Below are 23422 nucleotides of genomic sequence, written 5' to 3'. Positions count from 1 at the left end.
TGCATGGTTTTTGTTACGATTCTGCCAAGCCCCTGACGATATGTCCTGCCGTAATCCCGCCCATGGCAATCCTCTTTGCCTCCTCCTTGAGATAGATGAGACGCTTCCTTGCAACCGTAATGTCCAGAGATTTTATTCCTATTGCCTCACGGTAGATCCGCACCATCTGTCCTGCATAGTCAGGAGTCCTGCCCCGCGCATCGATTGCAATTGCACCGACACCGGCCTGCACGAGCGAAGGGATATAATCAAGAAGGCAGGTCTCAACGGCATTGAAAACATGGGTCCGGCATGCGCCGTCAGTCCGCACGGGAAATATCCTTCCGGTGTTGTCCCTGATCCCAAAGAATGTCCCCGGTCCCTGGCAGTCTCCTTTGCCTGCCGTGCACCGGATATGTGGCTGTAGCAGACAGTCTGCAGAGACTATTGCTTCGGCATTTCCCTGCACGATCAGTTCAAACCGGGCCGTACACCCCTCCCGTCGCGCAAGACTGACCAGATCCCGTATCTCATCTCCTGAGAGTTCAGGGGATAACGTAAGCCGGAAGAACCATGGTGAAAGGCTTTTTACGGTCAGGTGATTGAAGACGTTGAGCCCGGCTGACCCTGCAAGCTGCATCTCCGGCACCATATCCCGGATTGCGGCTGCCGCCCCTGTGCTATCCACCATCACTGCCATGAGCCCGCTTCCCCTGAGTGACGGGAGCAGCGCCCGCACCCTGTCCAGTTCAGATCTCCCGGTGATCTTCTGGAGTTTTAAGACCAGCGGGATTTTCGCATCCCTGCAGACCGAAAGCACTGCATGGACCTGTTCTTTAAGTGATTGGGGGGGATCACGCCTGCACAATTCCCGTGTCGGGTCATAAAAACCGGGTTCAAAGATGATGGTATCGCATCCTGCTGCTGCGGCAGCCCCTGCCACCGCGATGCTGTCAGCATACACGCTGATTTCCGGGAGTCCAGGAACATGATGTATGAGGTGGGAGCCATCAGTGCTGAACCGGCCTTCCAGTGCTTTCAACCGGCTCTGTGCCTGCCTGATTTTGGTATCAGGAGGCTGTGATGCCCTGACGAGCGCGTCCAAAGCTTTTACAAGGAATTCCCGGCGCATCCTGTTGAGTTCTGCAACGGGTGCAAACATCCCGCCATCATAACCGAGGCTGAACCTGCGCACAGCAAAAGGGGTCCCCCCGGTCTTTCTCATCTGCGATTCGAACTGTTCCCCTGTCAGCGGGCGGGTGCGGGCGGGTGTTAACCTGACCGTCGGGATGAGTGAAACCGGAACCTTCTTTTCATTTCCCATGTCGATCCTGCCGTCAAGCATCACCATGCCGTCTTTGTCCACCTGCACGTCAAGATCGACCGGTACCGGGCGCGGGAAAACAGAGGGGGACGTGTTGATGATCCGTCGCGCCCGGGCCGCGAGTGCAACGCTGGAGGTGAGAAACACGAGCGCGCCATTCTTTACCGGACCAGGGACAATGAACCTGACAGTGCCTTTTTCCTCAACGGGCATGGTATTGAGGGAGAACCCGAGGTCGTCGCCAGGACTCTCCAAGAAACGGAATACCACCCCGTCACCCGCAGACAGTCCGATGTCAATTGTCTTTTGGACCGTTACTTCCCTGGTCCGGGTGTTGTATCCGGTTACCGTCCCGACCAGGAGCCCCCGGTTATCCGGCTGTTCCCTGCCCATCAGCGAAGAGTGCCGCTGCCCGAAAAGGTATCCAGTCGTAAACCCGCGGTTGAACGCGAGCGTCAGGTCCCGTTCATCCGATTCATCCGGCTTAAAGTCACCCTGTGCGAGGGCATCGAGCGCCCTGCGGTACGCTGACACGACAATGGCAACGTATTCCGGCGATCTCATCCTTCCCTCAATCTTGAGCGAGATGACATTTGACCGGACAATGCGTTTTAGTCCGGGATAAGTGCAGAGGTCCTTTGGAGAAAGGAGGTAGCGGCCGGCAACCGGGAGTTCCCTTAAGGATACCGGGCGACCGTACCTGTCCGGTGTCCCGCTGACCAGCGCGTAAGGTTTCCGGCAGGGCTGGGCACACATCCCCCGGTTGCCGCTCCGCCCCCCGATGAGCGACGAGAGGAGGCACTGCCCGGAATAACTGTAGCAGAGCGCACCGTGAGCAAATATTTCAAGGCCGACCCCGGTACCTTCCGTGTCGCGTGCGATCTCCTCTGTCTCCTCAAGGGAAAGTTCACGGGCGAGGACGACACGGGAAAACCCATGGTCTTTTGCCCATCGCACTCCCTCCGCATTATGGATCGTCATCTGGGTCGATGCGTGAAGGGGGAGGCCGGGGACAATGGATGCGGCGAGCGCTGCAACGCCGATGTCCTGCACCAGCACAGCATCAACACCGGTGGAGTAGAGCCATACGAGATATTCACCCACGCCCGCGAGCTCGCGGTCATGGACCAGGGTATTGACCGTGACGTAAACCCGGGCTCCCCTGACATGGGCATACGCAACTGATTTTTCTATCTCGTCCCCTGTAAAATTCCTCGCATACATCCGCGCGCCGAACTGTTTTCCGCTCAGGTAGACTGCATCTGCCCCGGCAGATATTGCCGCACGGAATGCTTCCGGCGACCCTGCAGGAGCAAGGAGTTCGGGAATTTTTTTATCCTTCTGCTTAAAGGCGGTATGCAACATGTCAGGTCAATCTTTTATTTCACCAGAAGGTCAAAAATGCCCAGCGAGATGAGCACCGTGAGAACCGAGACAGCGATGTACCCGGTCATGATCATCATGATGGACATATCACGGCGCCAGCCAAAGACCCATGCGACAGGCGGACATGCATAGAACCCAAGTGTCATGACGCAGGGCACGAGACCGTAGATGCCGTATTTTGAGAGGATCTTCGATTTCCGGGCACGTTCTCCCGAATCTTTTAAAAACCGTGCGACGCGTTCTGAATGTTCGCCCATCATGTCAAAGATATCAAAAAGGAAAAGGGTCACGCCCACAGCGATGCAGGTGAGCACAAAGAGGACAACAAACGGGTGCAGACCCATCCCGATCCCGATGGGTGCCGCGCCATACTCGATCAGAAAGGTGCTGGTCATCAGGGCAATGGTTGGGGCAAGGGAGTCCCTGAACGCAAGGACGGGGAGGAGGGGCAGGACGATGGCGATCAGTACGAATTTTATCACCGCAACGCCGAGGTGCTCAAAATAGTGGGTTACCGGTACGTCCTCCATAGGGCTGTTCTTAAGGTTATGGCGGGGATGAAATAAACAGTATCCATGCCCTGCTGCAGGGTTTGCATTGATGACAGGGGACACCCGGATGCATATCTCACCCCAACTGCGGGCACCTTTTTTTAACATAGTACGTGCCACAAGATCATATCACCATGAAAATCGTTGCCTCGCTCACCGATCCCTGTCAGATTCCCGCAGCGGCAGGAGCCGACCTGATCGAAATACGGCTTGATCTCTGTGAGGGGGATGTTCTCAAAAGAGTCAGGGAGTGCCGGGAGCAGGCCCGGCTGCCGGTCATCGCGACGCTGCGGTCAGCTGAAGAAGGGGGCAGGTTCAAGGGCGATTCCGGGGACTGGATCCGGGTGATCCGGCCGGTCCTGCCGCACGTGGATTACGTCGATATCGAGCAGCGGTTCTCCACTCATGCAGATGTCGTCCGGGCAAAGGATGTCGCGGTCATCGCGTCCTATCACACAAAGGACATGCCCTCGCTCTTTGAACTCTTCGGGAGGGAGCGCGAGCTCCGTGCATATGGCGACATCCCCAAGGTTGTCGCGACCCCAAGGAACGAAGAGGACATCATCGAGATGATCTCGTTTACCCATGCCGCGAGAAAACCGGTAATTACCGGTGTCATGGGTGAAGGGTTCCGGTACGCCCGTCTCATCCTGCCGCTTTTTGGCTCGGAATTCATCTACTGTCATGCAGGGGCGCCTACCGCTGACGGCCAGTATTCTGTTGCTGAGGCAAAAGAGGCAATGAAACTGCTGGACCGGTAATTCGCCCGCTGTTTTTTTTGCACCTGCCCGGGAGAAGGTCTAATCGGACTTCCGGAAGAGGGCCGGGTTCTGCCTTCTGATCCACCAGCGCCGGACGAGCACCAAGCACCCGGAATAATTTATTCGGAATCTGAAGAGAACAGATCTGCAACCAGATCCCTGATCTCCTGCATTTTTTCTGGCTGAACGATACCTATTGTGTCGCAGATGAGTGCTTTTTCAAGGGCATAGATCCCGTCAGCCTGGACGTAACTTGGATGATTCAGCGATCCTTCCTGAAGATCCTTGTTTGTCAGACTGACCGCCATCATATTAGGTTTCCGGGATGTGATTTTCATGACGATCACATCCCGGGAGATCGTGTTATACCGGGAATTGCTTACGACAAGTGCCGGGCGTACCTTGGACTCTGCCTGATTGGAATAAGTAAAATCCACAAGGACAACCGATCCCTGTGCCGGTTCATTCATGCATCAGCCTTTTCTTCGTATACTCCTTCCATGCATCGTCCGGGTTATCATAATCGATCTCGATTTTGGCTTTCCGAAAGATGATCTTGTTCTTGTCTGAAGAGATTGTCAGGTAATCCCCGTCATGGATACCGAGCTGGGACCGGATCTTTTTCGGGAGGGTGACGAGTCCCTTGGATGAAACCTTGACGAGTGTCGTGTCAGGCATAGGCTCTCACAACTTAGAATATAAGATTCTTAGATTATCAGTGTTGTGGAAAAGATAAAAACCGTGTTCAGTCTTACTCACGGAAATCCTGAAGGTCATCAGGATTCGAAGGCTGGCTTCAGCCAGCCTTCTCGTTGTCGAGGTTAATGCCAACCTCTCCAAACCAAAAAGATGAGAATGCCGCCAGGTCAGAGATCTGCGGCAGGAGAAGGACTGTGTCCTTCTCCTGAATACATCAGTATTTTCGAACTCCGAAAAATTGAGCAAAGCGAGATTCGAGGACGAGAAGAATACATCAGTATTTTCGAACTCCGAAAAATTGAGCAAAGCGAGATTCGAGGACGAGAAGAATACATCAGTATTCTTCGAAGGATGAGTGAGTCATCAGAATCACGAATACGAGAGGAATGCGTCAGCATTCCTCGAAGACCGCCGGATGTTGCTGCCGGATCTAAAAAGTGCAGGACCAGCAACCCGCTCATAAAGCCTGAAAAAAAATAAAAATTACCGGTACTTCTTCTGCTCCAGCAGGCAGTCGGCAAGCACCAGAGCCAGCATCGCCTCTGCAACCGGAATAATCCGGGGGACAATGCACGGGTCATGCCGTCCCTTTACCGAGATTTCGACCTCATTGCCATGGATGTCCCGGGTCTGCTGGGCCTTTGCAATCGATGGCGTCGGTTTCACCGCGATGCGCACTACAATGTCCTGCCCGGATGAGATGCCGCCGAGAATGCCTCCGGCATGGTTGCTCATAAACCCGTCCCCGGTCATCTGGTCGTTGTTCTCGCTCCCGAACCGTTTTGCTGCTGCAAACCCGTCACCGATCTCGACCCCTTTGACCGCACCGATCCCCATCATGGCGCCGGCGATTGCAGCGTCCAGCTTGCCAAAGACCGGGTCGCCAAGGCCGGCCGGGCAGCCGTTCGCTGTAATTTCTGCAATCCCGCCGACCGAATCACCTGCCTCTTTTGCAGAAAGGATCTCTTTCCCGATCTCGTTTTGAGATGTTTTCCCGTGCACCTCAAGGACCCGGCCGCTGACGGTGATCCCACTTTCCGACAGGATCTTCATGGCCACGGCACCTGCGGCCACCCGTGCCACTGTTTCCCGACCGGAGCTCCTTCCTCCGCCAAGGTGGTCGCGGATCCCGTATTTTTCATGGTACGTAAAATCGGCATGCCCGGGCCGGAAAACGTCGCGGAGGGCATCATAGTCCTCCGGCCGGACATTCTCGTTTCCAATGACTATGGCAACCGGCGCGCCGGTTGTCCTCCCCTCAAAAATGCCGGAGAGAAATTGCACCTTGTCATGTTCGGCACGGCCGGACTCGAGTGAACTCTTGCCAGGCCGGCGGCGGTCGAGCAGGGGCTGGATATCCTGTTCTGAAAGTTCCAGCCCGGCCGGGCAGCCATCGATGACAACGCCGAGGGCTTTCCCGTGGCTCTCGCCAAAGGTCGTGATACGGAAGTTCCTGCCTAACGTGTTCATTCGACCAGCTCCCGGATTGCCTGTTCAGGGACATCGATCCCGAAGAAGAGGTAGAACTGCTCTTTTGCCTGCTCGACAAACATCTCGGTGCCGGTGATCGTCGTACACCCGAGCCGGCGCGCCTGCAGGATCAGCGGGGTCTCAGGGGGCGTATAGACGAGATCGTAGACCGTCATGCCGCTTTTCAGCTGATCATCGGTGAGCGGGCTGTGGTCATCGGGACTCATGCCCAGCGGGGTTGCATTTACGATGAGGTCAGGTTTGAGCCTGCCCAGATCCTCAAATCCGCCGTACGAGCAGCCGAATCGCTCTGAGAGTTTTTTTGCATTATCGGGATTCCTGTTTAAAATGGTCACCTTCATGTCCAGATCCCTCATCGCATAAGCTGCTGCTGTTGCGACACCACCGGCGCCCAGCAGCACGGCATCGGCGCCTTTTAATGAGATGAGCGGCTTTCGTACCCCAAGCCAGTCCGTGTTGTATCCGATCGCCGAACCGCAGGCATATACTACCGTGTTGACAGCGCCGATCTGCCGGGCTGCATGCTCATCGACCTCATCGAGGTGCTTTACTACTTCCTGCTTGAACGGTATGGTGACTGAAAGCCCCCGTACATCAAGCTGCCGCGCCACCCTCATGATCTCATCGAGTTCGGGATCTTCAAATAACGTGTAATGGCAGTTGATCCCGTATTTTTCAAAGAGGGCATTGAAGAGTGGCGGGCTCTTGCTGTGGGCGGCAGGGTACCCCGCAACCCCCATGATCCTGGTGAGCGGGTCCCGGTCTTTTCCGGTAAGGATATCACACAGTTTCTTTAATGCTACCGGGTTGATCCGCCCGGTTTTGAAAAATGCGATCGCGGCTTTACGGTTGTCGTCTGTGACGGTGCCGGTACTCATGGTCCGGATAACGTTGTCTGCCGCTGCGGCGGGCGTTGTTTCGCTCGTATCGATACAGATATCGCCTGCCGCGTGGTAATGGTGCCGCCGCCGGTCCATCATCTCGGCGATCTCTTCGCGCAGCGGGAGGCCGGTGAGCGGTGGGCGGGGTTTGCTGCTCATCCTTTTTTCAATCGTATCGATGTCGGCATACAGGAGCACCATCACGCTCCTGTTCCGGAGGTGTACCATGTTTACCGGGTTTACGACCGCCCCGCCACCGGTGCTGATAACGACGTCCTCTGCCGGAAGGCCGGCAATCACCTGCCGCTCGACAGTCCGGAACCGCTCTTCTCCCTCTTCATGGAAGATATCGGGGATCGACCGCCCTGTCACCAGTTCGATCTGCGTATCGGTGTCGATAAACGGCAGACCGAGTTTTTCTGCCACGATCTTTCCGACTTCGGTCTTGCCGGTCCCCCGAAAGCCGGTAAACACGATCCGCTTCATAGTCCCGCTCCTTTAAGCGCGTCCCAGAAACCGGGGAACGATTTGTTTGTGCATTCTGCATGTTCTATGGTGATCCCTCCGATGCCAAGCCCGAGCACCGCAAAGCTCATCGCAGTCCGGTGGTCGCCTGCCGGGTCGATGACGCCCCCGTGGAGCGGGGACGGGTTGATGGTAATTTTATCGGTATTTGCCCGCACATCTCCCCCAAGACTGTTGAGCAGGCCGGCTGTGCCGGTGATACGGTCGCTCTCTTTATACTTTAAATGACTGATCCCGGTGACGGTCGTCGGGGTATCGGCCATTGCGGCGACCATGCAGAGCGTCTGGACCGTGTCGGGTGACGATGACATATCGCACTCGATGCCGGAGAGCGGTCCGGTCCTTTCGACAGTAATGGATTCAGCCCCTTCCTTGACAGAGCAGCCCATCCGGCGGAGCAGCTCAGGGAACCGGCGGTCGCCCTGCACCGAGCAGGGGTTGAGGTTTTCAACAGTCACCCTGCCGCCGCAGATTGCAGCGATGGCAAAAAAGTAGGATGCGGACGAATAGTCGCCTTCGATCTCGTACGTGCGTGCCTGGTACCTCTTGCGGTTGCTGACAGAAAACCCCGTATGGTCCTGTGCAATCACCCGCGCCCCGAATGCCTTCATGATATGTACGGTCAGGTCAAGGTATGAACCGGACACCGGGGGGACCGGAAGAACAAGTTCCACCGGTTCCTCTGCGTAGGGTGCGACAATGAGCAGGGATGAGATGAACTGGCTGCTTATGCTCCCGTCGATTGTCGCCGTTCCTCCCCTGAGCGGGCCTTTGACCCGGATGGGCGGGTACCCGGGCCTGCCCGGAAATTCAACCGTCCCCCCGAGCGAGCTTATCGCATCAGCCAGCGGCCCGATCGGGCGCTCCTGCATCCGCGGGCTGCCGGTCAGGACAACGGGTTGATCGCAGAGCAGGGCAAGGGAGGCAAGCAGGCGCAGGCTTGTGCCGGAGTTCTGCAGGTCGAGATTTTTTTGGTCGCCTGTGGTAAAATGGCCGTCTGACCCGGCGATCCTGATCAGCCCGGGCCCCCGGTGGACCCGTGCCCCGAGTGCTTCCAGTGCGCCCGCCGTGAGATCCGTATCCTCTGCAACGAGAGGATTGCGAAGGATGCTCATGCCGTTTGCACAAGCTGCAATGACCATCGCCCGGTGCGTGAAGCTCTTCGAAGGCGGGGCGTAAAATTTTACGTCAACTCCCTGCACGCGGGAGGGTGTCATGATCAATCCGGCACCTCAATTCTGGTATAGCAGCCCAGCTCCTTTATCGTTGTCATTGTTTTCAGGTACGTAATCGCATCCCTGTATCCCGGCGACATCGCGTAGTCGAGGAAGAATACGTAATTCCCGATCCCCCTCTTCGAGGGACGGGACTCGATCCTTGTCAGGTTAATCTTCTTTACGGCAAAGACCGCGAGCAGGTCGTGGAGGAGCCCGGTCCGGTCCGCGCTCGGGTCGATGATGATGCTGCATTTGGCGGCATGCTCGTCGGTGCAGGGGTCTTTTGAGATCCGTACGAACCGGGTGATGTTGTCGGGATTGTTCTGCACGTGTTCCTGTATCGCGGGCAGCCTGTAGCAGGCAAGGGAAAAAGACGATACGATAGCGGCCGCTGTCCTGTCCTCCTGCACCTTGAGAGCGCTCTCCGCGTTGCTGTTCGTGTGCACGACCGGAATTCCCCACCGCTCAATCTCTTCGCTGCACTGCTCATGGGTCTGGGGGTGTACATAGACCTTCGTTACGCGTTCCAGCGGCACGTAAGCGGCAAGGTGGTGGTCGATTTGCATATACATCTCGGCCGTGATGGAGACCGGCTGCTGGATCAGGCCGTCGAGTGTCGCACCCACGCCGCCGGCCTCGGAGTTTTCGATCGGGACGATCCCGTCGCCATCGCCCCTTCCGACCGCTTCGAAGATGCGGTGGATGGTGGGTAACAGCCGGATATCCTCAACTTTGAGCCGGAGCGCGAGTTCGTGGGAGAATGTCCCTTCAGGGCCAAGCACAAATGTCATCACCGGTTCACCAGCCTTTCGATCATTTCGTCGGTCGTTACCATGCCTTCTGCGCAGTAATCGCCGAAGTGGCGCGTGTTCCGGGAGAAGAACGCGTTGAACCTGTCAGGATCTCCTGACGCGATGACTTCAGTAAGTTCGCTGCCTGCATCCTTGCATGCAGCAAGCATCCCGGGCACGAACGGGTTCTCCTGCAGGATGCTGCCGTACAAGGAAGGGTCCTGCGAGAGCAGGCGCCCGACAAGCGAGAGCTCGATCGCATAGACCGGGCTCATGAACGCTCTGGTGACACCGATATCGATCCCGAGCCTGCGGATCGTATCGGCCATGCAGAGCGTGACATAGTGGGTGAGCCCCTGGACGACAGCCATCATCCGGTCGTGCTCATCCGGTGTCGTGATCGTGCAGACGGCGCCCTCCGCACGGAATACCGCCAGCAGGGCTTTTGTGGATGCGGGTTTTGCACGCACCGGGCATGCGATGATGGTCTGCTGCCGGAGCGAGTTCACGGTGGGCCCGAACATCGGGTGGAGCCCGATCACTTCCGCCTTTGATTTTAGCATCGCAGCGACCGGGCCGGCTTTTAACGACGTGAGATCGCAGATGAGCTGGCTTTTTTTCAGCAGGGGGGCGATCTTTTCGATGACCTGCACGGTCTCGCGGATAGGTACGGACACGATGATGATATCGCACTCTTTTGCGATGTTATGGCTCGTAGTCCCTGTTGATCTCCCCGAGACCATGACTTCGTACCCTGCCCTCCTGAAGACTTCGGCAAAGAGCCTGCCCATCTTCCCTGTGCCGCCGATAATTCCCGCCTTCACGCGCTCACTTCTCGGTGATGGTCTCTTTGACCGCGATGCCAAAATGCCTCCCTCCCTCAAGGGCGCATCCCATGACCCTGTCTCCCGGCGCAAGGTGGACAACGGAGACTGCGCTCCCGTCTTCTTTCACAAGCCGGATCGTCTCGGCATTCTGGAGGATCAGGCTGACCTTTGCACCTTCTGCTTCCGCTTCCACGAGCAGGAGCGGCCGGCGCTCGATCTTGGTCCGGCCCACAATTGCCGTATGGGCTTTCCCGTCCGCACCGGAGACAAGCACGTTACCGCCGATCGCAATGTCGGAGAGGTAGGCCGTCTTCCCGTCCGGCATCAGGATGTAGGCATGGACTGCCCCGGCGTTCACCCGGAACGGCCTTGGTGCGACGTACGGGTTCTCCAGCGTCTCGGCATGGACCAGGAGCATTGCAGACGAGGTGTTGCCCATCAGCATGCCCTGCCCGTCCTCGAGCATCGAGCAGGTGTCCACGCATACCCGGTCGCCCATGCCGACCGGCGTGATCTTCGTTACGGTGAAGGGGATAAGGTTGACCTGCCTGGTTGCTGCCTTGATCCGCTGCGCAACTGTCCTTATGATTGCCGGATCTTTTGTTGTAAGCAGGATGCCGGCCACTCCCCGCTCAAGGACGGTGAGGGCGAGCTCGGCTTCTTTTGGATCCTTCACCTTCGCGATGATACGGTCGGACTGCGCGACAAGGTTTTCGAGCGGGATGACCGTCCAGTCACTCGTTGTGACGATTATGAATTTTTTATCCTTTATTGCGGCTGCCCTGTTCTCGCTTGCCTTGTCCGTGATGGTGCATTCCGCTACATCGGTGCCGATTTTCAGGTCGCCGTCCGGTGCAATGGTGGTGATCCGTCCCAGTTTTTTTATCTCAGCTGCTTTATCGACGACGACCGCGTCCGCCCCGCTCTCTATTGCGGTTGTGGCAATCTCCTTGTTCCACGGGCGGATATCGACCCAGAACTGCTTCATCTCTTCTTCCCCAGCGCTTTCTCCGGGTCAACCTCGTCGTGGACAACCTGGCAGAGGGCTTGTACAAAGGACTTCGTGTCTTCGCGCTGGAAGGCGTTCCGGCCGACGCAGACACCCGCTCCCCCGACTTTTACCGAGTCCCGGATGATCCTGAGTGATTCCAGGTCGCCGGTCTTCTCGCCCCCTGCGATGAAGACAGGGACCGAGCAGGCCTTCACGATCTTCCTGAATGCTTCGGGATCACCCGGGTAGTTGGTCTTGATGAGGTCTGCACCCAGCTCTTCTGCCACCCGGACGGCATGCCCGACAGACTGGGGCGAGAACGAGTCAATCCCTTTTCCCCTTGGGTAGATCATGGTTAAAAGCGGCATGCCCCATCGGCTGCATTCCTTGGCGACATTGGCGCCGATCTCCAGCATCTTGGACTCGTTTGGCGAGCCGAGGTTGATATGGATCGATACTGCATCGGCCCCGAGCGCGATCGCTTCTTCGACAGTGCAGACCTGCACCTTGTCGTTGGGGTCAGGGTTGAGCGAGGTGGATCCCGAGAGGTGGATGATGAGCCCGATGTCCCGGCCTTTTCTCCGGTGGCCCCGCTTGACGAGGCCTTTATGCAGGACGATCGCGTTTGCGCCGCCCTCGCTCACGTCCGAGATGACCTTTGTCATGTCGAGAAGTCCTTCAATCTGTCCCATCGAGAACCCGTGGTCCATCGGCACGATGACTGACCGGCCGGTGTTCCGGTTCATGATCCGTTCGATCCTGATCTCTTTTCCAATCATTTTTCACACCTTTAGGATTTCCAGTGCTTCATCCACGCCCTTGCCATGGTGCACGATACATGCCGCAGCCCTGACGAACTTGTCCGGGGTCGCATGCTGGAATGCGTTTCTCCCGATCGAGATGCCTGCCGCGCCCCCGGCCATCGCCCCTTCGATCAATTCCAGTGTTGTGCGGTCATCCGTCTTTGAACCTCCTGCGACCACGACCGGCACCGGGCACCCCCGGGTCACATCGCGGAAGCTGTCCGGGTCACCCGTGTAGACGGTTTTCACGATATCTGCGCCGAGCTCGGCTGCGACTCTCGCCGCGAGCTTGACATGCTCCACATCGTTCTCGTTCTTGATCTTCTTTCCTCTCGGGTACATCATCGCGAGGAGCGGCATGCCCCACTCCATGCACTCGACCGAGACAGCGCCGAGGTCTACGAGCATCCGGGCCTCCGACTCCGCGCCGATGTTCACGTGCATCGAGACCGCGTCGGCGCCCATCTTCAGGGCGTTCTGCACCGTATTGACGAGCACTTTCTCGTTCGGGTCGGGCCCGAGCGCCGTGCTCGCCGACAGGTGCAGGATCAGCCCGATGTCCCTGCCGCCCTGCCGATGGCCGTGCAGCGCAAGGCCCATGTGCCCGATCACCGCGTTCGCCCCGCCGTCGGCGACAAGGTTCACGGTCTGCGACATGTCGATTAAGCCCGGGATCGGGCCGTTACTCACCCCATGATCCATCGGTACGATGATGGTCTTCTTCGTATTGCGGTTCATTATCCGTTCCAGACGAATTTCTTTTCCTCTCATAACAACAACAACCTCCCCCTTTCATCGCAGAATTTTTTTCGGCAGACGAAAAAGGGATCTACTTAATACCAGAAATAAAAGCCAAAGCCAGAATAGCGATACGCGGACGTAGACGTCGTAGTATCAGTTGGCGTTTCAGAAATGTGGCTATTCATGCAACGGACGGGGCTTGTGCTTTCAGAGATAAAGACATTCACGGGCGAAAAGACCCTCATGAATGCTGTGGCACTCGTCCTGCATGGTTATTAGTGTTGGCGGGAGGGGTATATAAATGGGGTGGGTTTGAGGGGTAAGGGAAAGAGCAGGTTCGAATCCAATCCCTCGCACTCTTGTTTTGGGTTATAGTTATCTACGATTTTGGAACTCTTTACTTTTAAGAATGGTATTATAATTAGTGAACATTTAATGTGAGATTAAAAAGAAAATAACTATTTATCTGATGACCCTCAACTATGACCCTTAAAAAACCAAAAGAGCCCTTAAAAACAAATGTAACTGATAGGTGGTGGTATCCACTCCTTTTAATACTCATTAGTGCGGTTGTTTCTATTGTAGTAACATGGTTTACATTTCAAATTCAATGGTCTCAAACCTCTTTAAATGAAAATAGAAATATCGCTAATAGTTTTTTAAATGAGATAGAAATTTTGGAACCAGGAATACTGTATGAAGTATCCGTATATAGTGATTCAACGCAATTTGAGGGCCCGCCAAAATTGAAGATAGATCCTTTTTATCCTGAAACCGGCCTTTTTTATTCAAAATCTGGTGATATTGGAAAATTAGAGCCAAATTTATCCCAAAAACTCCATAGATTTTATTACCGTCTTACTAGAGCGGAAACAGATAGAAAAGATGTAAATCGATATTATTCCATAATATTGACAAATTCAACATCAAATAATCTTGAAAGAACACAAGCATTAGGAATAATTGATGATATTTATCTAGATATGATAGACAATATTAATCGAGCTGCAGAGCAAATTCCGGAATTAAAAGAGGAATTGAGGAAGTATACAAAATCTTAAATCAAAAATCAACTATTTATAATTCGATTTGGAAAATACTCAAAACCTCAATCAATCTCTGCCCTAACCATTATTTCCCATTGATCCAACCTCTGTCTGACATGCTTATTCAAAGTAAACGGCCTATCGCTCTCCGCATTCTTTTTCATGTAATTTAAAGCCCTTAAAAATCATCATTAAAATTTACAAAAAAGAACCGTTAAAATTCGACTCGATGTCTCCTTTGGGGCTTTCGCCGCGCTTTAAAACTCACATCTTCTCCACTTGAGGTTGTAAAACTTACAGGCCGCTTAGTTTTGGTCTTTTTTCCCTTCGCAAGAAATGATGGCATAGTTGGAAATCGCTATACAAACCGATAAACTTTGTCTCATCAAAAAATATTGAATTTAAAAAAAGAATGGGTCTTCCCTAACCACTCGATAATTACTTTTCTTTTTCTTTGTTTTTTTCTGAAGAGGGGATAACGTTGCATTTCCTGATTTAACTTCAACGACTTCAGATTTTATTACTCGACCAGTTAAAGGATCCCGTTTCCTCCTTCTATAATCATGTCCTCTCCCAGTTCTTTCCGTTTCATAGCCCATCAAATTATCCCGCATCATTGCTTGTTCTTCAGCAGCCCTTCCTTTTCGTTGGTTTTGTCGAATAGTTTGCTTCTTCCGTTGTTTTTTTGTTGGTGGCTTTAATCCAAAATCAAACAGTCCCATGATGACTCATACTATAATATGAAAAGATAAAATTTTCTATAATTAGGACAATGGGGGTTTCCTGTCTTCCCACGTCCTGCAGGCCTCGTTAAGAATTATTCTCAGCTGGAACGTGGCCATTCTTGGCCGGTCCATCCCGTCGATAAAATTCCTCAAACTACACAAACATGGCCGCGTTTTGCGAAGTTGAGTGCTGAAAGCATGAAACTCGAGAAGACAGGTGTCTTCGCTGAAACCTGGTCGCCGGAATGGGAAAATGGGGGAGCTTTCGGATGTGCCACCGTCGGAGCATGTCGGGTATGAAAGTACTTCTTCCCTCCACATCTTCCGGGATCCCGCAACAGGTCCCGGCCCCTTCTCTGCCTCGGCCTAATTCGCTCCCCCTGCTCAATTACGGACCTAATCCAGCCCGCGTTCCGTGAAAACTTCCTGTGCCCATGTACACCCAAGCGTGATGGCAACGATGGCAGGTGATCTGGTAGCTGGAATGCCTGCCGGCGTGATTTCGGGTGACAGAAGGTTAAGGGATCGCGGGCGGGATGTGAAGGTGTATCATCCATAATCAGACTATCCGGCTGGATGAGATTCGTTTCATTGATTAATCTCAGATTATGATGATGGGAAATACAAAAACAATTATAAGGTTATAATGGACAGTCTAATACCAGTGAGTAAGTCCTTCCCGAAAAGGATGAGGCCACTTTTCAGTGGTGTGACAAAGTAGGGAAAGGCTTCACATCTTCTTATTTCCGTCTCCCTTTGAAGAAGTCCAGCGCAACTGTTGTCTTATCGCATATTTTCGGGAAATAATTATGTTCATGCGCCGGGTTCCGGTTATACCGGGTATAATGCTGGTACACGGTTCCCGCAACAATATCTGCAATCTGGATCCCGTATTCTGTCTTTGAATTCCGGTGAAAGATCCTGACTTCCAGATTCCGGTATTTGTTGAAACGGTCGAATGACCTCGCCATCATGGTCTGGTTAAACTCGTGCTGCTTGATGCCGTACAGGGATTTGTCCAGGATCACATTGACATCGCTCCTAAATCCGTATTCAATAATAATTTCCTCAACGGTTTTCGCTGCGAGCCAGTTGTATAAGCCGGAGGTATCCCGGAGTTCAGGTTTTACATCATCTTTTCGTAACAGCGAATACGCAAAATCGTAATCCCCCTTGAGGATTTCCCGGATCACAACTTCCCGGCAGTGATCATGGAGGTGCGCACTCTTCAGTTCATCATAATGGTAATAATTCTGTATCTTGCTTTTCGCCCGGGTCACACGTTTCTTGCAGCATTTTTCATCATCATGATTCTTGATAATTATCGCCCCGAACACAAAAAATTTTGATCCGTCGGGATAACCCAAATCCCCGGATTCGTCAATGTAGATGTTCACACCCAACGGTGAGGGGATGGGATGTTTATCTGTAAGATAATGGCGATGCTGAAATGACACTATATCTTTTGAAATGTTGTACCTTTGTTGTTATAATAAACGCGAATTAATAAACGCGAATTTACTTTTAATAATGTCAGCATGCCTCTTGGGCCGGTCCCGTTTTTGCTAAAACCGATCTCAAAAATCCGCGCCCCGTTTGCTCCCAATCTATGGTAATTATTCCCGGATTTCCCTCCGGTAAATTTATTCAGCCAAGCCCATTTCCTTTGGCAGACCTAAAGATAGTGTCAGAGGGACTCTAATGACTGATGCAGGACCGACGGACAAAAAAACGGAGGGCAGAAAACGCTTGGAAGGAACGTTTTCTGTTCCTTCCAACAAAGGAAAATCCGAGTTCCGATTCGGTCATAACGCCCGGATAGCTCTCCGTTCTCCGGAAAAATCCGTTCATAATCAAAAGCCATTAATAGGCAAGTCCAATGCTGTATGTCAAATCCGACAGGTTCATCAGAATGTTGAGAGTCATCAGACTCGAAACATGAGAAGAACAATGTTCTTCGAACCTGGAGGAAGAGAAGGGAGGCGAAGCCGACCTTCGAAGGGGCCCCAGAGACATCCGATAGGTTTGTAAAAACCTGGAGGAGGAGAATCGCAGAGGTTTGTCAAACCTCCGCGAAGAGAAGTGAGGCTGCAAGCCGAACTTCGGAGGGGAGGCATCAGCCGACCTTCGACCTGACAAAAAAGAATCACAGGGAGGTGAAACAAACCATGAGAGAAATAATGAGCATCAAGGGGCGGCCAGCATGAGCCGAGGCCCCCGCCCGCACCGGGCGCTCGAGGAAGCGATCCCGATCGCGAAGGCGCGTGGCCTGATCCAGGTGACGATGAGCGGGCCGGAGCGGATCTTCGACATCGCGATCATATCGAAGGTACCGGTCACATTCGCCCGGGTCATGTTCGCGCCGGCAATTCTTGCAACGATCCAGGAGCTTACGGATGAATTCAAGGAGGAGGTCGCCCAGCTCCGGTTGGTTGCCCGCGACGCTGCCGTCACGGCCGAGCTCTGGCTCCGGTCAAAGCACGGGACGTGGCGGTTCTTCCTGGTCACACCATCGACGCTCGTTGAGATCGACCGCGAGGGGAAACGGATCGTGTCGGGACAGACGATGGCGTACCTGACCGGGGTAGCTGCTACTGAGGGGGGATCGGCCTAGTCGAAGAGTCCTGCGGACTCTTCTCCAGCTTCGGGTCTGAAAACCCTCAGCTCCCTCCTCCTCGTAATCTCTATGATTCCCGTTTACTATCGGGGCCCGTAAATGGCCCGGTTGTACCTCGTTTCCCTCACCCCCCGGATTTCAGAGGTCATAATTCGTTAAAACGCGGAATCCGGGCCGGAATAAATGACAGTTCTCAGGCGGGAATTGATGAGGTCACGTTTAGCGATGTTACTACGACCCGGGAGAGGAGGTGATGGGGTTTGGGACGTTGCCGATATTGGCAGGTGATGGTGCCAGACAGCCGGACACTCCCACAGAACCTGCGAAGACATCGGGTGTCGCACGATCCACAGTGAGCCGGTCCATCTGGATCATATACACCCGGCTATTATTGTAATTCTAACGGCAATGAGAAATAAAGATCCAGCGGTGTGAGTAAAATCCCCGCATGTGCAGTTAGACCAAATCCGAACCACTGCCGTTACTCTTTCTAAGTGAATCGAACTATGAAGAAAAGTACGGCCAGGGGCGGGTTGATACTTTACCCGGGTAAAAAAGGAAATAACGTCAGAGAGAGCACAGCAGATTTCATTTCCAGAAGTCCCTGTGGGGGGCAACCAGTTCGTCTTCCAGTTCCGGAAAGGGGCCCGCCACCCGGATAGCCTTTTGCCCCGCCGCAAAGACCGTGCGGGACGGCAGGTTCATCGTGGGATTGCTCTTGCTTGCGCCGGTCAGGTTCTTCAACGTGGTTTCCGGAAGGCCATAGGCCATATTTCCGATATTGGCCCAATAGATGTTTCCGCTGCACATGGCGCACGGTTCAAACGTCGTAACCAGGGTACAATTCCACAAGTAATCAGGATCGTATTGCACAGACGCCCGCCGTGAAAGCTCTGTTTCGGCATGCGAGAGACCCCCCATGTTTCCCTGTTTCATCAGCACCGTCTCGCCATCCGGCGCCACAAGCACTGCGCCAAAGGGGTGGTGGCCGGATGCCTTCGCTTCCCTGGCAACCTCGTTGGCCGTCCTCAGATGTTTCAGGATCTGCTGATGAGTAAGGGGAAAACCTTCCCGCTCCGAAAAGGAGTTCCCGTCCCCGGATCCCGGCCCTGAGATGCCGGAGACTATTTTTTTCATGTCAGGAACGTTCAGCATGCCCGGAGTGCCGCTCACAACCTGACCGTAAGGTCTGCAATTGCAGCTGGTGTCGTTGTCTGCTGGTTTCATCATGCAGGCACCAAGGACCAGAAGCAGAACCAAAAACAGAACCACGGGCAACACTTTCATTGCGATATTCTTCATGTTGATTTTCCCATTTCAGTTGTTATTTCAAATGACGACAGATGTCGGAGTGATCGCAGTTTTGTATAGCTAGAGTCATACATATCCTCCGTTAAAAACCTTTTCCCTGTTGATGAGAGCGATATTCCATTACCCGCCGGCCATGATCCACCGCGGCCCCCGCCCGCACCGGGCGCTCAGGGAAGCGATCCCGATCGCCAAGGCCCGGGGCATGATCCAGGTGACGCTTGCCGGGCCGGAGCGGATCTTCGATAACCGATGGGTTCACACAAACCCGGAGGAGGAGAAGACCGCAGGTCTTCGACATTGCGATCATCTCGAAGGTGCCGGTTGCGTTTATCCGTGTCATGTTCGCGCCAAAAATTCTCGCGGAGATTACGGAACTTGCGGAATATTACAAGGCAGAGATCGCTTCGCTCAGGGCCATCGCCCGGGACCCGGCCATAACAGCCGAGCTCTGGCTCCGGTCCAAGCACGGGACGTGGCGGTTCTTCCTTGTCACGCCGAATACGCTGGTCGAGATCGACCGCGAGGGGAAACGGATTGTTTCGGGACAGACGGTTACGTGAACGGCCAGGGCTACAGTCGAAGAAAAGGATTCCCCCCCTTCTGAGAACCCCTGCGGGAATTCTGGTACACCGGAGCCCGCAAAAGGCCCGGTTGTACCTCTTTCCCCTCACTTCTCTGGTTTGAGAGGTCATAATTCGGAAAAACACAGGAACCGGGCCGGAATGATTGGCAGTTCTCCGGCGGGAATGGGGGAGGTCGCATTTAGCGATGTTACCGGGGCTGAAAGCAGGAGGGGATGTGGTTTTGGATGTGGGCTGGTACCGGCCTGGGGTGTTTCCGGACTCAAAACTCGGTCCGGAAGGCCGGTTAAAGTCCCTTGTACTTCTTATGGGCCTGCTCGATGGTCATGACTTCGTTCACAAAGACCGTGCTCTCTTCGATCTCGTAGAATGCGGTGAACATACGTGCGATATGGAGACGATAGATCTTCACACCCGGCCGGAGAATCAATAGTTCCTTGTCGCCGCGGGATCCGGGGAAAGGATCTTCTTCGAGCGCTTTTAAATGTTTTTCAATGATCCGCCGGCTCTTGTCAGTCCGGGAATTGATAAAATCGATCGCATCGATGTCGATGCGGACTGTAAAACTCACTTACGAATCTCCGAAAGCGAACCGTACATGCCCCTCTTTCTGATCCGCGCTGTTTCAGCAACAAGGAGGTTCTCCGATCCCTTTTGGATAAGATCCCGGATAACATCGTCATACGTCTGTCCGGGTTTCCTGAGCTGGTGGACGGTTTCCCACGTGCCTGGACAGACCGGGATTCTCTTGGTGGCGCATTTCTGGCCGGTCATTAATGAATAATGGGTATTGTAATTATTTACGGTTTCTGACTACAATGGTGTCTCGTGCCGGAAGCGACGACCAACACCGGATGAAAGGAGGCGCCTCCCATGAGCCGCGGCCCCCGCCCGCACCGGGCGTTGGAAGAAGCGGTCCCGATCGCGAAGGCACGTGGCATGATCCAGATGACATTGAGCGGGCCGGAGCGGGTCTTCGATATCCGATGGGTTCACACAAACCCGTAGGAGGAGAAGACCGCAGGTCTTCGACATTGCGATCGTCTCGAAGATTCCGGTCGCATTCGTGCGGGTCATGTTCGCGCCGGCAATTCTTGCAACGATCCAGGAGCTTACGGATGAATTCAAGGACGAGATCGCCCAGCTCCGGCTCATCGCCCGGGATGCGGCCATCACGGCCGAGCTCTGGATCCGGTCCAAGCACGGGACATGGCGGTTCTTCCTCGTCATGCCGGACGCGCTGGTAGAGATCGACCGCGAGGGCAAACGGATCGTGTCGGGACAGACGATGGCGTGAATCACTATGGGTAACATCGGAAAGAGGGGTTTTAACCGTCAGGGAAACCCCCGTGGGAATTCTGGTACAACGGAGCCTTTAAAAGGCCCGGTTGTACCTCTTTTCCCTTACTCCCTGAAAACCAGAGGTCGTAATTCGGAAAAACACAGGAACCGGGCCGGAATGATTGGCAGTTCTCCGGCGGGAATGGGGGAGGTCGCATTTAGCGATGTTACTGCAATCCAGGAACGGAGGGGATGTGGTTTTGGATGTGGGGGGGTATGGCAGGAGGGTTTTCCGGACCCGGATCCGGGCAGTTCTTTTCTCTCTTATTTGCTGTCACGCAGCTGTGGAGAAATTTTCTCTGCCCGGCCCGCTATCGTTTTTTCCTGTTTTTTTATCCGGCGCTCAAGTTTTATGAGATCTTCTTCCGGCGGGAGGGTTTCCGGCTGGATTCCCCGCTTCAGGAGCAGCTCGCGGACATCCTGGTTATTCTGGACATGTTCGACCGTGATCGGGTCTTCGCCCTGCATATCTTCCTTGGTAACATTGAAATTCGTGATCTCGGTTGCAAGATTCTTTGCGGTAATTGTGACGGTCGGGAGGAAATCTGCGAGAGGCCGGTTTTCCGGAATTTCCAACCGGTTTTTCATCATGCCGGTTGTTTGGCCCCCAAAGAGAGCCATATCCCCTTTGCTCCGGATCCGGGCAAAACCTGATTCATCCACGCCTCGTTCGTAAATATTCCGGGATAATTCTTTCTCCGAATCTTTCAGCTGTTTTCTTGCCTTCAGCCGTTCAGCAAGCCGGATATGGTCTTCAATGATCTCCTGCTTGCGGGTCTGGACCGCAAAATAACTCTGGGCAAACGCGATCTCTTCTTTCCGGGGATCACCGTTCTGGGCGATGAGGTAACAGGCATAACGGGTAAGGAGGAGATCTTCGATCTCCCGTTTTGCACCCGATCCAAGTGAGACCATTTTGTTGGCGTCAACAAAATGGTCCGGAACAATATTACCGGATTTCTCGCACGATTCTTTGGCTTTTTCAATAACCTTGAGAAAATTTCTCCATTCATCATATCCGAGAAGTGTCTGCAAATCCCGGGCGAACCAGAACTCAACACCTTCCTGTGCGTGAACGTAGTCCTCGAAATTTTTATGAAGACGTCGGATAATTGCTGGTTTCATGTCCTGGTTCCCGGCAAAAAAATATTCTTTCTCCAAATATATACCGGAAGTTCCGGCACATAAAGTGTGACGGTGCAGGGTGAAAATAAAAACGGGACTGCATGAGCCGCGGCGCACGCCCGCACCGGGCTCCGGGTTTTTTTTGATCGTGTCAGGTTTATACCAAACCGTGGATGCCTGGGAACCTGAACCTCCACATAGGGCCCGGGCAGGGATCCGCCGTCGGAGAGTGAGATCATTCACTCCCTTAAAACCCCTGAAGGAATTCTGGTACAACTGGGCACATATCGGGCCCGGTTGTACCTCTTTTCCCCCGGCCCCCGGATTCCAGCGGTCATAATATTCGAAGACTGTTGTCTTCTCATGTCTCATGTTTTCAACATTCGACATCCGAAAAATGCGGAATCCGGGCCGGAATAATTGCAGGCTCTCCGGCGGGAACGGGTGCGGTCGTATTTAGCGATGTTACAGCAACCGGTGGCAGGAGGGCACGTGGTTTGGGACGTGGGAGGTCCCGGGAGGAGGGTTTTTTGGACCAGCTCCCCGCCCGCCGTGATCTTTTTAGCAATTTCCGCCCGGAGCGAACAGCCCCTGCCGCACGGGCAACGCTGTTCCTACATCGATGAATTGAGAAATTGTGTCACATTCTCCCTGACCGGGTCTATCTGCGACAACATCGCATGCCCTCCTGTGTCAAATAATACCAATCGGGAGTGCGGTATTTTTTCATGAGAGTTTATCGCGTGGGTATAATTCACCAGTGCATCATCCCTGGCATGCATTATCAATACCGGGCAGGAGATATTCCCCGCAGATATTTCATCGCCAGGAAGCATCTCTGCATCGTTGATAGTTCCTGCATATCGTAAGGTCATCGGATGCATCACATCGAGCATCTCCTGTGCCAGTTGTTTTTGTTCCGGGGTAAATTGTTCATTGACACCTTTGGGAATACCCATCATGTCAAGGATGGTGGATTGCCCCAGCCGGGAAAAAAGCCAGTAGGAATAATCCGATTGCTGTATCAGGTGAATTACTTTGATGTGCATGGGCTCTTCGCTCCCCTGAGGTTCGGGCATGCTGACTGCAGATATCAGGATGAGTCCCGAACAGTTCTCAGGATAATCGTTTGCGAACTGGATCGCTGAAGGACCTCCCGCGGAAGTCCCGACAACTACCACGTTTGTGATGTTAAGGTGATCGAGGAGAATGTGATACTGGGCAGCCTGCTTCTGAATTGATGCATCCTCCGGAATTGGTGAACGGAGATAGCCGAACCGTGAGACAGAGATTATCTTATGGTTGTTCTTGAAAAATACCCTGCCGGACCAGAGACCAAAATCAAAACCACCACCTGCACCGTGCAGGAGGAGAACCGGTATTCCTTCTCCCTGTACTGCATATTCGATATCGCCATCCGGCGTTGTGTAAATTTCACTTGTGGAGATACGTTCTTTTGCGAGATTCATATCGTGAGCAAAACTCACATAACTTACCCCGAAAAGTACAAGAAAAACAGACAGAATAACTAAAAAAACCCTGAGGATGATTTTTCTGGTTTTTTCTTTCATGATCACACTGCCATTTTATTAAACTCTTCCTTTTTTTATAAATAGGTAGTGATTCGTGGTGATAACAATTACCTCGAGGTATTTTCTGGAAGCTGCCGGATGCCGATTCCAGCCAAACGGACGGCGTATCGCGGACTT

At 53.7% G+C, this 23422-nt stretch carries 26 protein-coding genes; 6 read left to right on the top strand and 20 right to left on the bottom strand.

Going from position 1 to position 23422, the window contains the following annotated elements:
* Nucleotides 1-13: 13 nt before the first annotated feature.
* Together OS112_06815 and OS112_06810 are read right to left on the bottom strand one after the other, a co-directional pair.
* A complete protein-coding gene (locus tag OS112_06815) occupies nucleotides 14-2668 on the bottom strand; it encodes a U32 family peptidase (GenBank protein WAC04179.1) in 2655 nt (884 codons plus the stop codon).
* Nucleotides 2669-2682: 14 nt separating this feature from the next.
* Nucleotides 2683-3303 (bottom strand): small multi-drug export protein, encoded by a 621-nt coding sequence (locus tag OS112_06810; protein ID WAC04178.1) that lies wholly within the window; start codon nucleotides 3301-3303, stop codon nucleotides 2683-2685.
* Between the two features lie 71 nt (nucleotides 3304-3374).
* On the opposite strand from OS112_06810, the gene OS112_06805 reads away from it, so the two are divergent.
* Nucleotides 3375-4001 (top strand): type I 3-dehydroquinate dehydratase, encoded by a 627-nt coding sequence (locus OS112_06805; GenBank protein WAC04177.1) that lies wholly within the window; start codon nucleotides 3375-3377, stop codon nucleotides 3999-4001.
* A 119-nt stretch (nucleotides 4002-4120) separates the two neighbouring features.
* Here the strand turns inward: OS112_06805 and OS112_06800 are convergent, their stop codons facing one another.
* From OS112_06800 to OS112_06755, 10 genes are all read right to left on the bottom strand, one after another.
* On the bottom strand, nucleotides 4121-4471 hold the full coding sequence (locus tag OS112_06800) for a type II toxin-antitoxin system PemK/MazF family toxin (GenBank protein ID WAC04176.1): 351 nt from the start codon (nucleotides 4469-4471) through the stop codon (nucleotides 4121-4123).
* The gene (locus OS112_06795; GenBank protein ID WAC04175.1) at nucleotides 4464-4679 is read right to left on the bottom strand and encodes an AbrB/MazE/SpoVT family DNA-binding domain-containing protein; all 216 of its coding nucleotides are present in this window, start codon (nucleotides 4677-4679) and stop codon (nucleotides 4464-4466) included. The genes OS112_06800 and OS112_06795 overlap by 8 nt, the downstream gene beginning before the upstream one ends.
* A 504-nt stretch (nucleotides 4680-5183) precedes the next feature.
* Nucleotides 5184-6170, bottom strand: coding sequence for a chorismate synthase (gene aroC / locus OS112_06790; protein WAC04174.1), 987 nt, complete (start codon nucleotides 6168-6170; stop codon nucleotides 5184-5186).
* Nucleotides 6167-7558 (bottom strand): shikimate dehydrogenase, encoded by a 1392-nt coding sequence (gene aroE / locus OS112_06785; protein WAC04173.1) that lies wholly within the window; start codon nucleotides 7556-7558, stop codon nucleotides 6167-6169. Before aroE ends, aroC begins: the two co-directional genes overlap by 4 nt.
* Nucleotides 7555-8820, bottom strand: coding sequence for a 3-phosphoshikimate 1-carboxyvinyltransferase (gene aroA, locus OS112_06780; GenBank protein ID WAC04172.1), 1266 nt, complete (start codon nucleotides 8818-8820; stop codon nucleotides 7555-7557). The genes aroE and aroA overlap by 4 nt, the downstream gene beginning before the upstream one ends.
* On the bottom strand, nucleotides 8817-9605 hold the full coding sequence (locus OS112_06775) for a prephenate dehydratase (protein ID WAC04171.1): 789 nt from the start codon (nucleotides 9603-9605) through the stop codon (nucleotides 8817-8819). The genes aroA and OS112_06775 overlap by 4 nt, the downstream gene beginning before the upstream one ends.
* A complete protein-coding gene (locus OS112_06770) occupies nucleotides 9605-10471 on the bottom strand; it encodes a prephenate dehydrogenase/arogenate dehydrogenase family protein (GenBank protein WAC04170.1) in 867 nt (288 codons plus the stop codon). The genes OS112_06775 and OS112_06770 overlap by 1 nt, the downstream gene beginning before the upstream one ends.
* Entirely contained in the window at nucleotides 10434-11420 is a 987-nt protein-coding gene (locus OS112_06765) for a 3-dehydroquinate synthase II (protein ID WAC04169.1), read from the bottom strand. Before OS112_06765 ends, OS112_06770 begins: the two co-directional genes overlap by 38 nt.
* Entirely contained in the window at nucleotides 11417-12202 is a 786-nt protein-coding gene (locus tag OS112_06760) for a 2-amino-3,7-dideoxy-D-threo-hept-6-ulosonate synthase (protein ID WAC04168.1), read from the bottom strand. Before OS112_06760 ends, OS112_06765 begins: the two co-directional genes overlap by 4 nt.
* 3 nt (nucleotides 12203-12205) lie before the next feature.
* The gene (locus tag OS112_06755; protein WAC04167.1) at nucleotides 12206-12997 is read right to left on the bottom strand and encodes a 2-amino-3,7-dideoxy-D-threo-hept-6-ulosonate synthase; all 792 of its coding nucleotides are present in this window, start codon (nucleotides 12995-12997) and stop codon (nucleotides 12206-12208) included.
* Nucleotides 12998-13449: 452 nt separating this feature from the next.
* On the opposite strand from OS112_06755, the gene OS112_06750 reads away from it, so the two are divergent.
* A complete protein-coding gene (locus tag OS112_06750) occupies nucleotides 13450-14028 on the top strand; it encodes a hypothetical protein (GenBank protein ID WAC04166.1) in 579 nt (192 codons plus the stop codon).
* A 386-nt stretch (nucleotides 14029-14414) separates the two neighbouring features.
* Here the strand turns inward: OS112_06750 and OS112_06745 are convergent, their stop codons facing one another.
* Both OS112_06745 and OS112_06740 read right to left on the bottom strand, forming a co-directional pair.
* The gene (locus OS112_06745; protein ID WAC04165.1) at nucleotides 14415-14735 is read right to left on the bottom strand and encodes a hypothetical protein; all 321 of its coding nucleotides are present in this window, start codon (nucleotides 14733-14735) and stop codon (nucleotides 14415-14417) included.
* A 743-nt stretch (nucleotides 14736-15478) separates the two neighbouring features.
* On the bottom strand, nucleotides 15479-16135 hold the full coding sequence (locus OS112_06740; GenBank protein WAC04164.1) for a DUF3800 domain-containing protein: 657 nt from the start codon (nucleotides 16133-16135) through the stop codon (nucleotides 15479-15481).
* A gap of 806 nt (nucleotides 16136-16941) precedes the next feature.
* On the opposite strand from OS112_06740, the gene OS112_06735 reads away from it, so the two are divergent.
* Nucleotides 16942-17352, top strand: coding sequence for a hypothetical protein (locus OS112_06735; GenBank protein WAC04163.1), 411 nt, complete (start codon nucleotides 16942-16944; stop codon nucleotides 17350-17352).
* 234 nt (nucleotides 17353-17586) lie between these two features.
* On the opposite strand, the gene OS112_06730 is transcribed toward OS112_06735, so the two are convergent.
* Nucleotides 17587-17730: a hypothetical protein gene (locus OS112_06730; protein WAC04162.1), complete on the bottom strand. Its 144-nt coding sequence runs from the start codon at nucleotides 17728-17730 to the stop codon at nucleotides 17587-17589.
* A gap of 213 nt (nucleotides 17731-17943) precedes the next feature.
* Entirely contained in the window at nucleotides 17944-18657 is a 714-nt protein-coding gene (locus OS112_06725; GenBank protein WAC04161.1) for a nucleoside deaminase, read from the bottom strand.
* A 227-nt stretch (nucleotides 18658-18884) separates the two neighbouring features.
* On the opposite strand from OS112_06725, the gene OS112_06720 reads away from it, so the two are divergent.
* On the top strand, nucleotides 18885-19226 hold the full coding sequence (locus OS112_06720; GenBank protein ID WAC04160.1) for a hypothetical protein: 342 nt from the start codon (nucleotides 18885-18887) through the stop codon (nucleotides 19224-19226).
* Nucleotides 19227-19533: 307 nt separating this feature from the next.
* On the opposite strand, the gene OS112_06715 is transcribed toward OS112_06720, so the two are convergent.
* Nucleotides 19534-19818: a hypothetical protein gene (locus OS112_06715; protein WAC04159.1), complete on the bottom strand. Its 285-nt coding sequence runs from the start codon at nucleotides 19816-19818 to the stop codon at nucleotides 19534-19536.
* Entirely contained in the window at nucleotides 19815-20021 is a 207-nt protein-coding gene (locus OS112_06710; GenBank protein ID WAC04158.1) for a hypothetical protein, read from the bottom strand. The genes OS112_06715 and OS112_06710 overlap by 4 nt, the downstream gene beginning before the upstream one ends.
* A gap of 99 nt (nucleotides 20022-20120) precedes the next feature.
* On the opposite strand from OS112_06710, the gene OS112_06705 reads away from it, so the two are divergent.
* Both OS112_06705 and OS112_06700 read left to right on the top strand, forming a co-directional pair.
* Nucleotides 20121-20255, top strand: a complete 135-nt coding sequence (locus tag OS112_06705) for a hypothetical protein (protein ID WAC04157.1) — start codon at nucleotides 20121-20123, stop codon at nucleotides 20253-20255.
* Nucleotides 20256-20313: 58 nt separating this feature from the next.
* Entirely contained in the window at nucleotides 20314-20544 is a 231-nt protein-coding gene (locus OS112_06700; protein ID WAC04156.1) for a hypothetical protein, read from the top strand.
* Nucleotides 20545-20852: 308 nt separating this feature from the next.
* Here OS112_06700 and dinD read toward each other — a convergent pair whose 3' ends face one another.
* Together dinD and OS112_06690 are read right to left on the bottom strand one after the other, a co-directional pair.
* Complete coding sequence (gene dinD, locus OS112_06695; protein ID WAC04155.1) at nucleotides 20853-21713, bottom strand: DNA damage-inducible protein D; 861 nt, start codon at nucleotides 21711-21713, stop codon at nucleotides 20853-20855.
* Nucleotides 21714-22327: 614 nt separating this feature from the next.
* Nucleotides 22328-23200 (bottom strand): alpha/beta hydrolase, encoded by an 873-nt coding sequence (locus OS112_06690; protein ID WAC04154.1) that lies wholly within the window; start codon nucleotides 23198-23200, stop codon nucleotides 22328-22330.
* Between the last annotated feature and the right edge of the window lie 222 nt (nucleotides 23201-23422).

The sequence above is a fragment of the Methanoregula sp. genome, assembly GCA_026625165.1.
GTDB lineage: Archaea > Halobacteriota > Methanomicrobia > Methanomicrobiales > Methanospirillaceae > MVRE01.
Note: the sequence above shows the minus strand (reverse complement) of the source record. Positions and strands in the feature narration are given on the sequence as shown.

What these genes read in the sequence shown, in the direction of transcription:
- OS112_06815 (WAC04179.1), bottom strand. Translation starts at nt 2,668, where the DNA reads ATGTTGCATACCGCCTTTAAGCAGAAGGATAAAAAAATTCCCGAACTC.
- OS112_06805 (WAC04177.1), top strand. Translation starts at nt 3,375, where the DNA reads ATGAAAATCGTTGCCTCGCTCACCGATCCCTGTCAGATTCCCGCAGCG.
- OS112_06800 (WAC04176.1), bottom strand. Translation starts at nt 4,471, where the DNA reads ATGAATGAACCGGCACAGGGATCGGTTGTCCTTGTGGATTTTACTTAT.
- OS112_06795 (WAC04175.1), bottom strand. Translation starts at nt 4,679, where the DNA reads ATGCCTGACACGACACTCGTCAAGGTTTCATCCAAGGGACTCGTCACC.
- aroC (WAC04174.1), bottom strand. Translation starts at nt 6,170, where the DNA reads ATGAACACGTTAGGCAGGAACTTCCGTATCACGACCTTTGGCGAGAGC.
- aroE (WAC04173.1), bottom strand. Translation starts at nt 7,558, where the DNA reads ATGAAGCGGATCGTGTTTACCGGCTTTCGGGGGACCGGCAAGACCGAA.
- OS112_06775 (WAC04171.1), bottom strand. Translation starts at nt 9,605, where the DNA reads ATGACATTTGTGCTTGGCCCTGAAGGGACATTCTCCCACGAACTCGCG.
- OS112_06765 (WAC04169.1), bottom strand. Translation starts at nt 11,420, where the DNA reads ATGAAGCAGTTCTGGGTCGATATCCGCCCGTGGAACAAGGAGATTGCC.
- OS112_06760 (WAC04168.1), bottom strand. Translation starts at nt 12,202, where the DNA reads ATGATTGGAAAAGAGATCAGGATCGAACGGATCATGAACCGGAACACC.
- OS112_06755 (WAC04167.1), bottom strand. Translation starts at nt 12,997, where the DNA reads ATGAGAGGAAAAGAAATTCGTCTGGAACGGATAATGAACCGCAATACG.
- OS112_06750 (WAC04166.1), top strand. Translation starts at nt 13,450, where the DNA reads ATGACCCTTAAAAAACCAAAAGAGCCCTTAAAAACAAATGTAACTGAT.
- OS112_06745 (WAC04165.1), bottom strand. Translation starts at nt 14,735, where the DNA reads ATGGGACTGTTTGATTTTGGATTAAAGCCACCAACAAAAAAACAACGG.
- OS112_06735 (WAC04163.1), top strand. Translation starts at nt 16,942, where the DNA reads ATGAGCCGAGGCCCCCGCCCGCACCGGGCGCTCGAGGAAGCGATCCCG.
- OS112_06730 (WAC04162.1), bottom strand. Translation starts at nt 17,730, where the DNA reads ATGATCCAGATGGACCGGCTCACTGTGGATCGTGCGACACCCGATGTC.
- OS112_06725 (WAC04161.1), bottom strand. Translation starts at nt 18,657, where the DNA reads ATGAAGAATATCGCAATGAAAGTGTTGCCCGTGGTTCTGTTTTTGGTT.
- OS112_06710 (WAC04158.1), bottom strand. Translation starts at nt 20,021, where the DNA reads ATGACCGGCCAGAAATGCGCCACCAAGAGAATCCCGGTCTGTCCAGGC.
- OS112_06705 (WAC04157.1), top strand. Translation starts at nt 20,121, where the DNA reads ATGAGCCGCGGCCCCCGCCCGCACCGGGCGTTGGAAGAAGCGGTCCCG.
- dinD (WAC04155.1), bottom strand. Translation starts at nt 21,713, where the DNA reads ATGAAACCAGCAATTATCCGACGTCTTCATAAAAATTTCGAGGACTAC.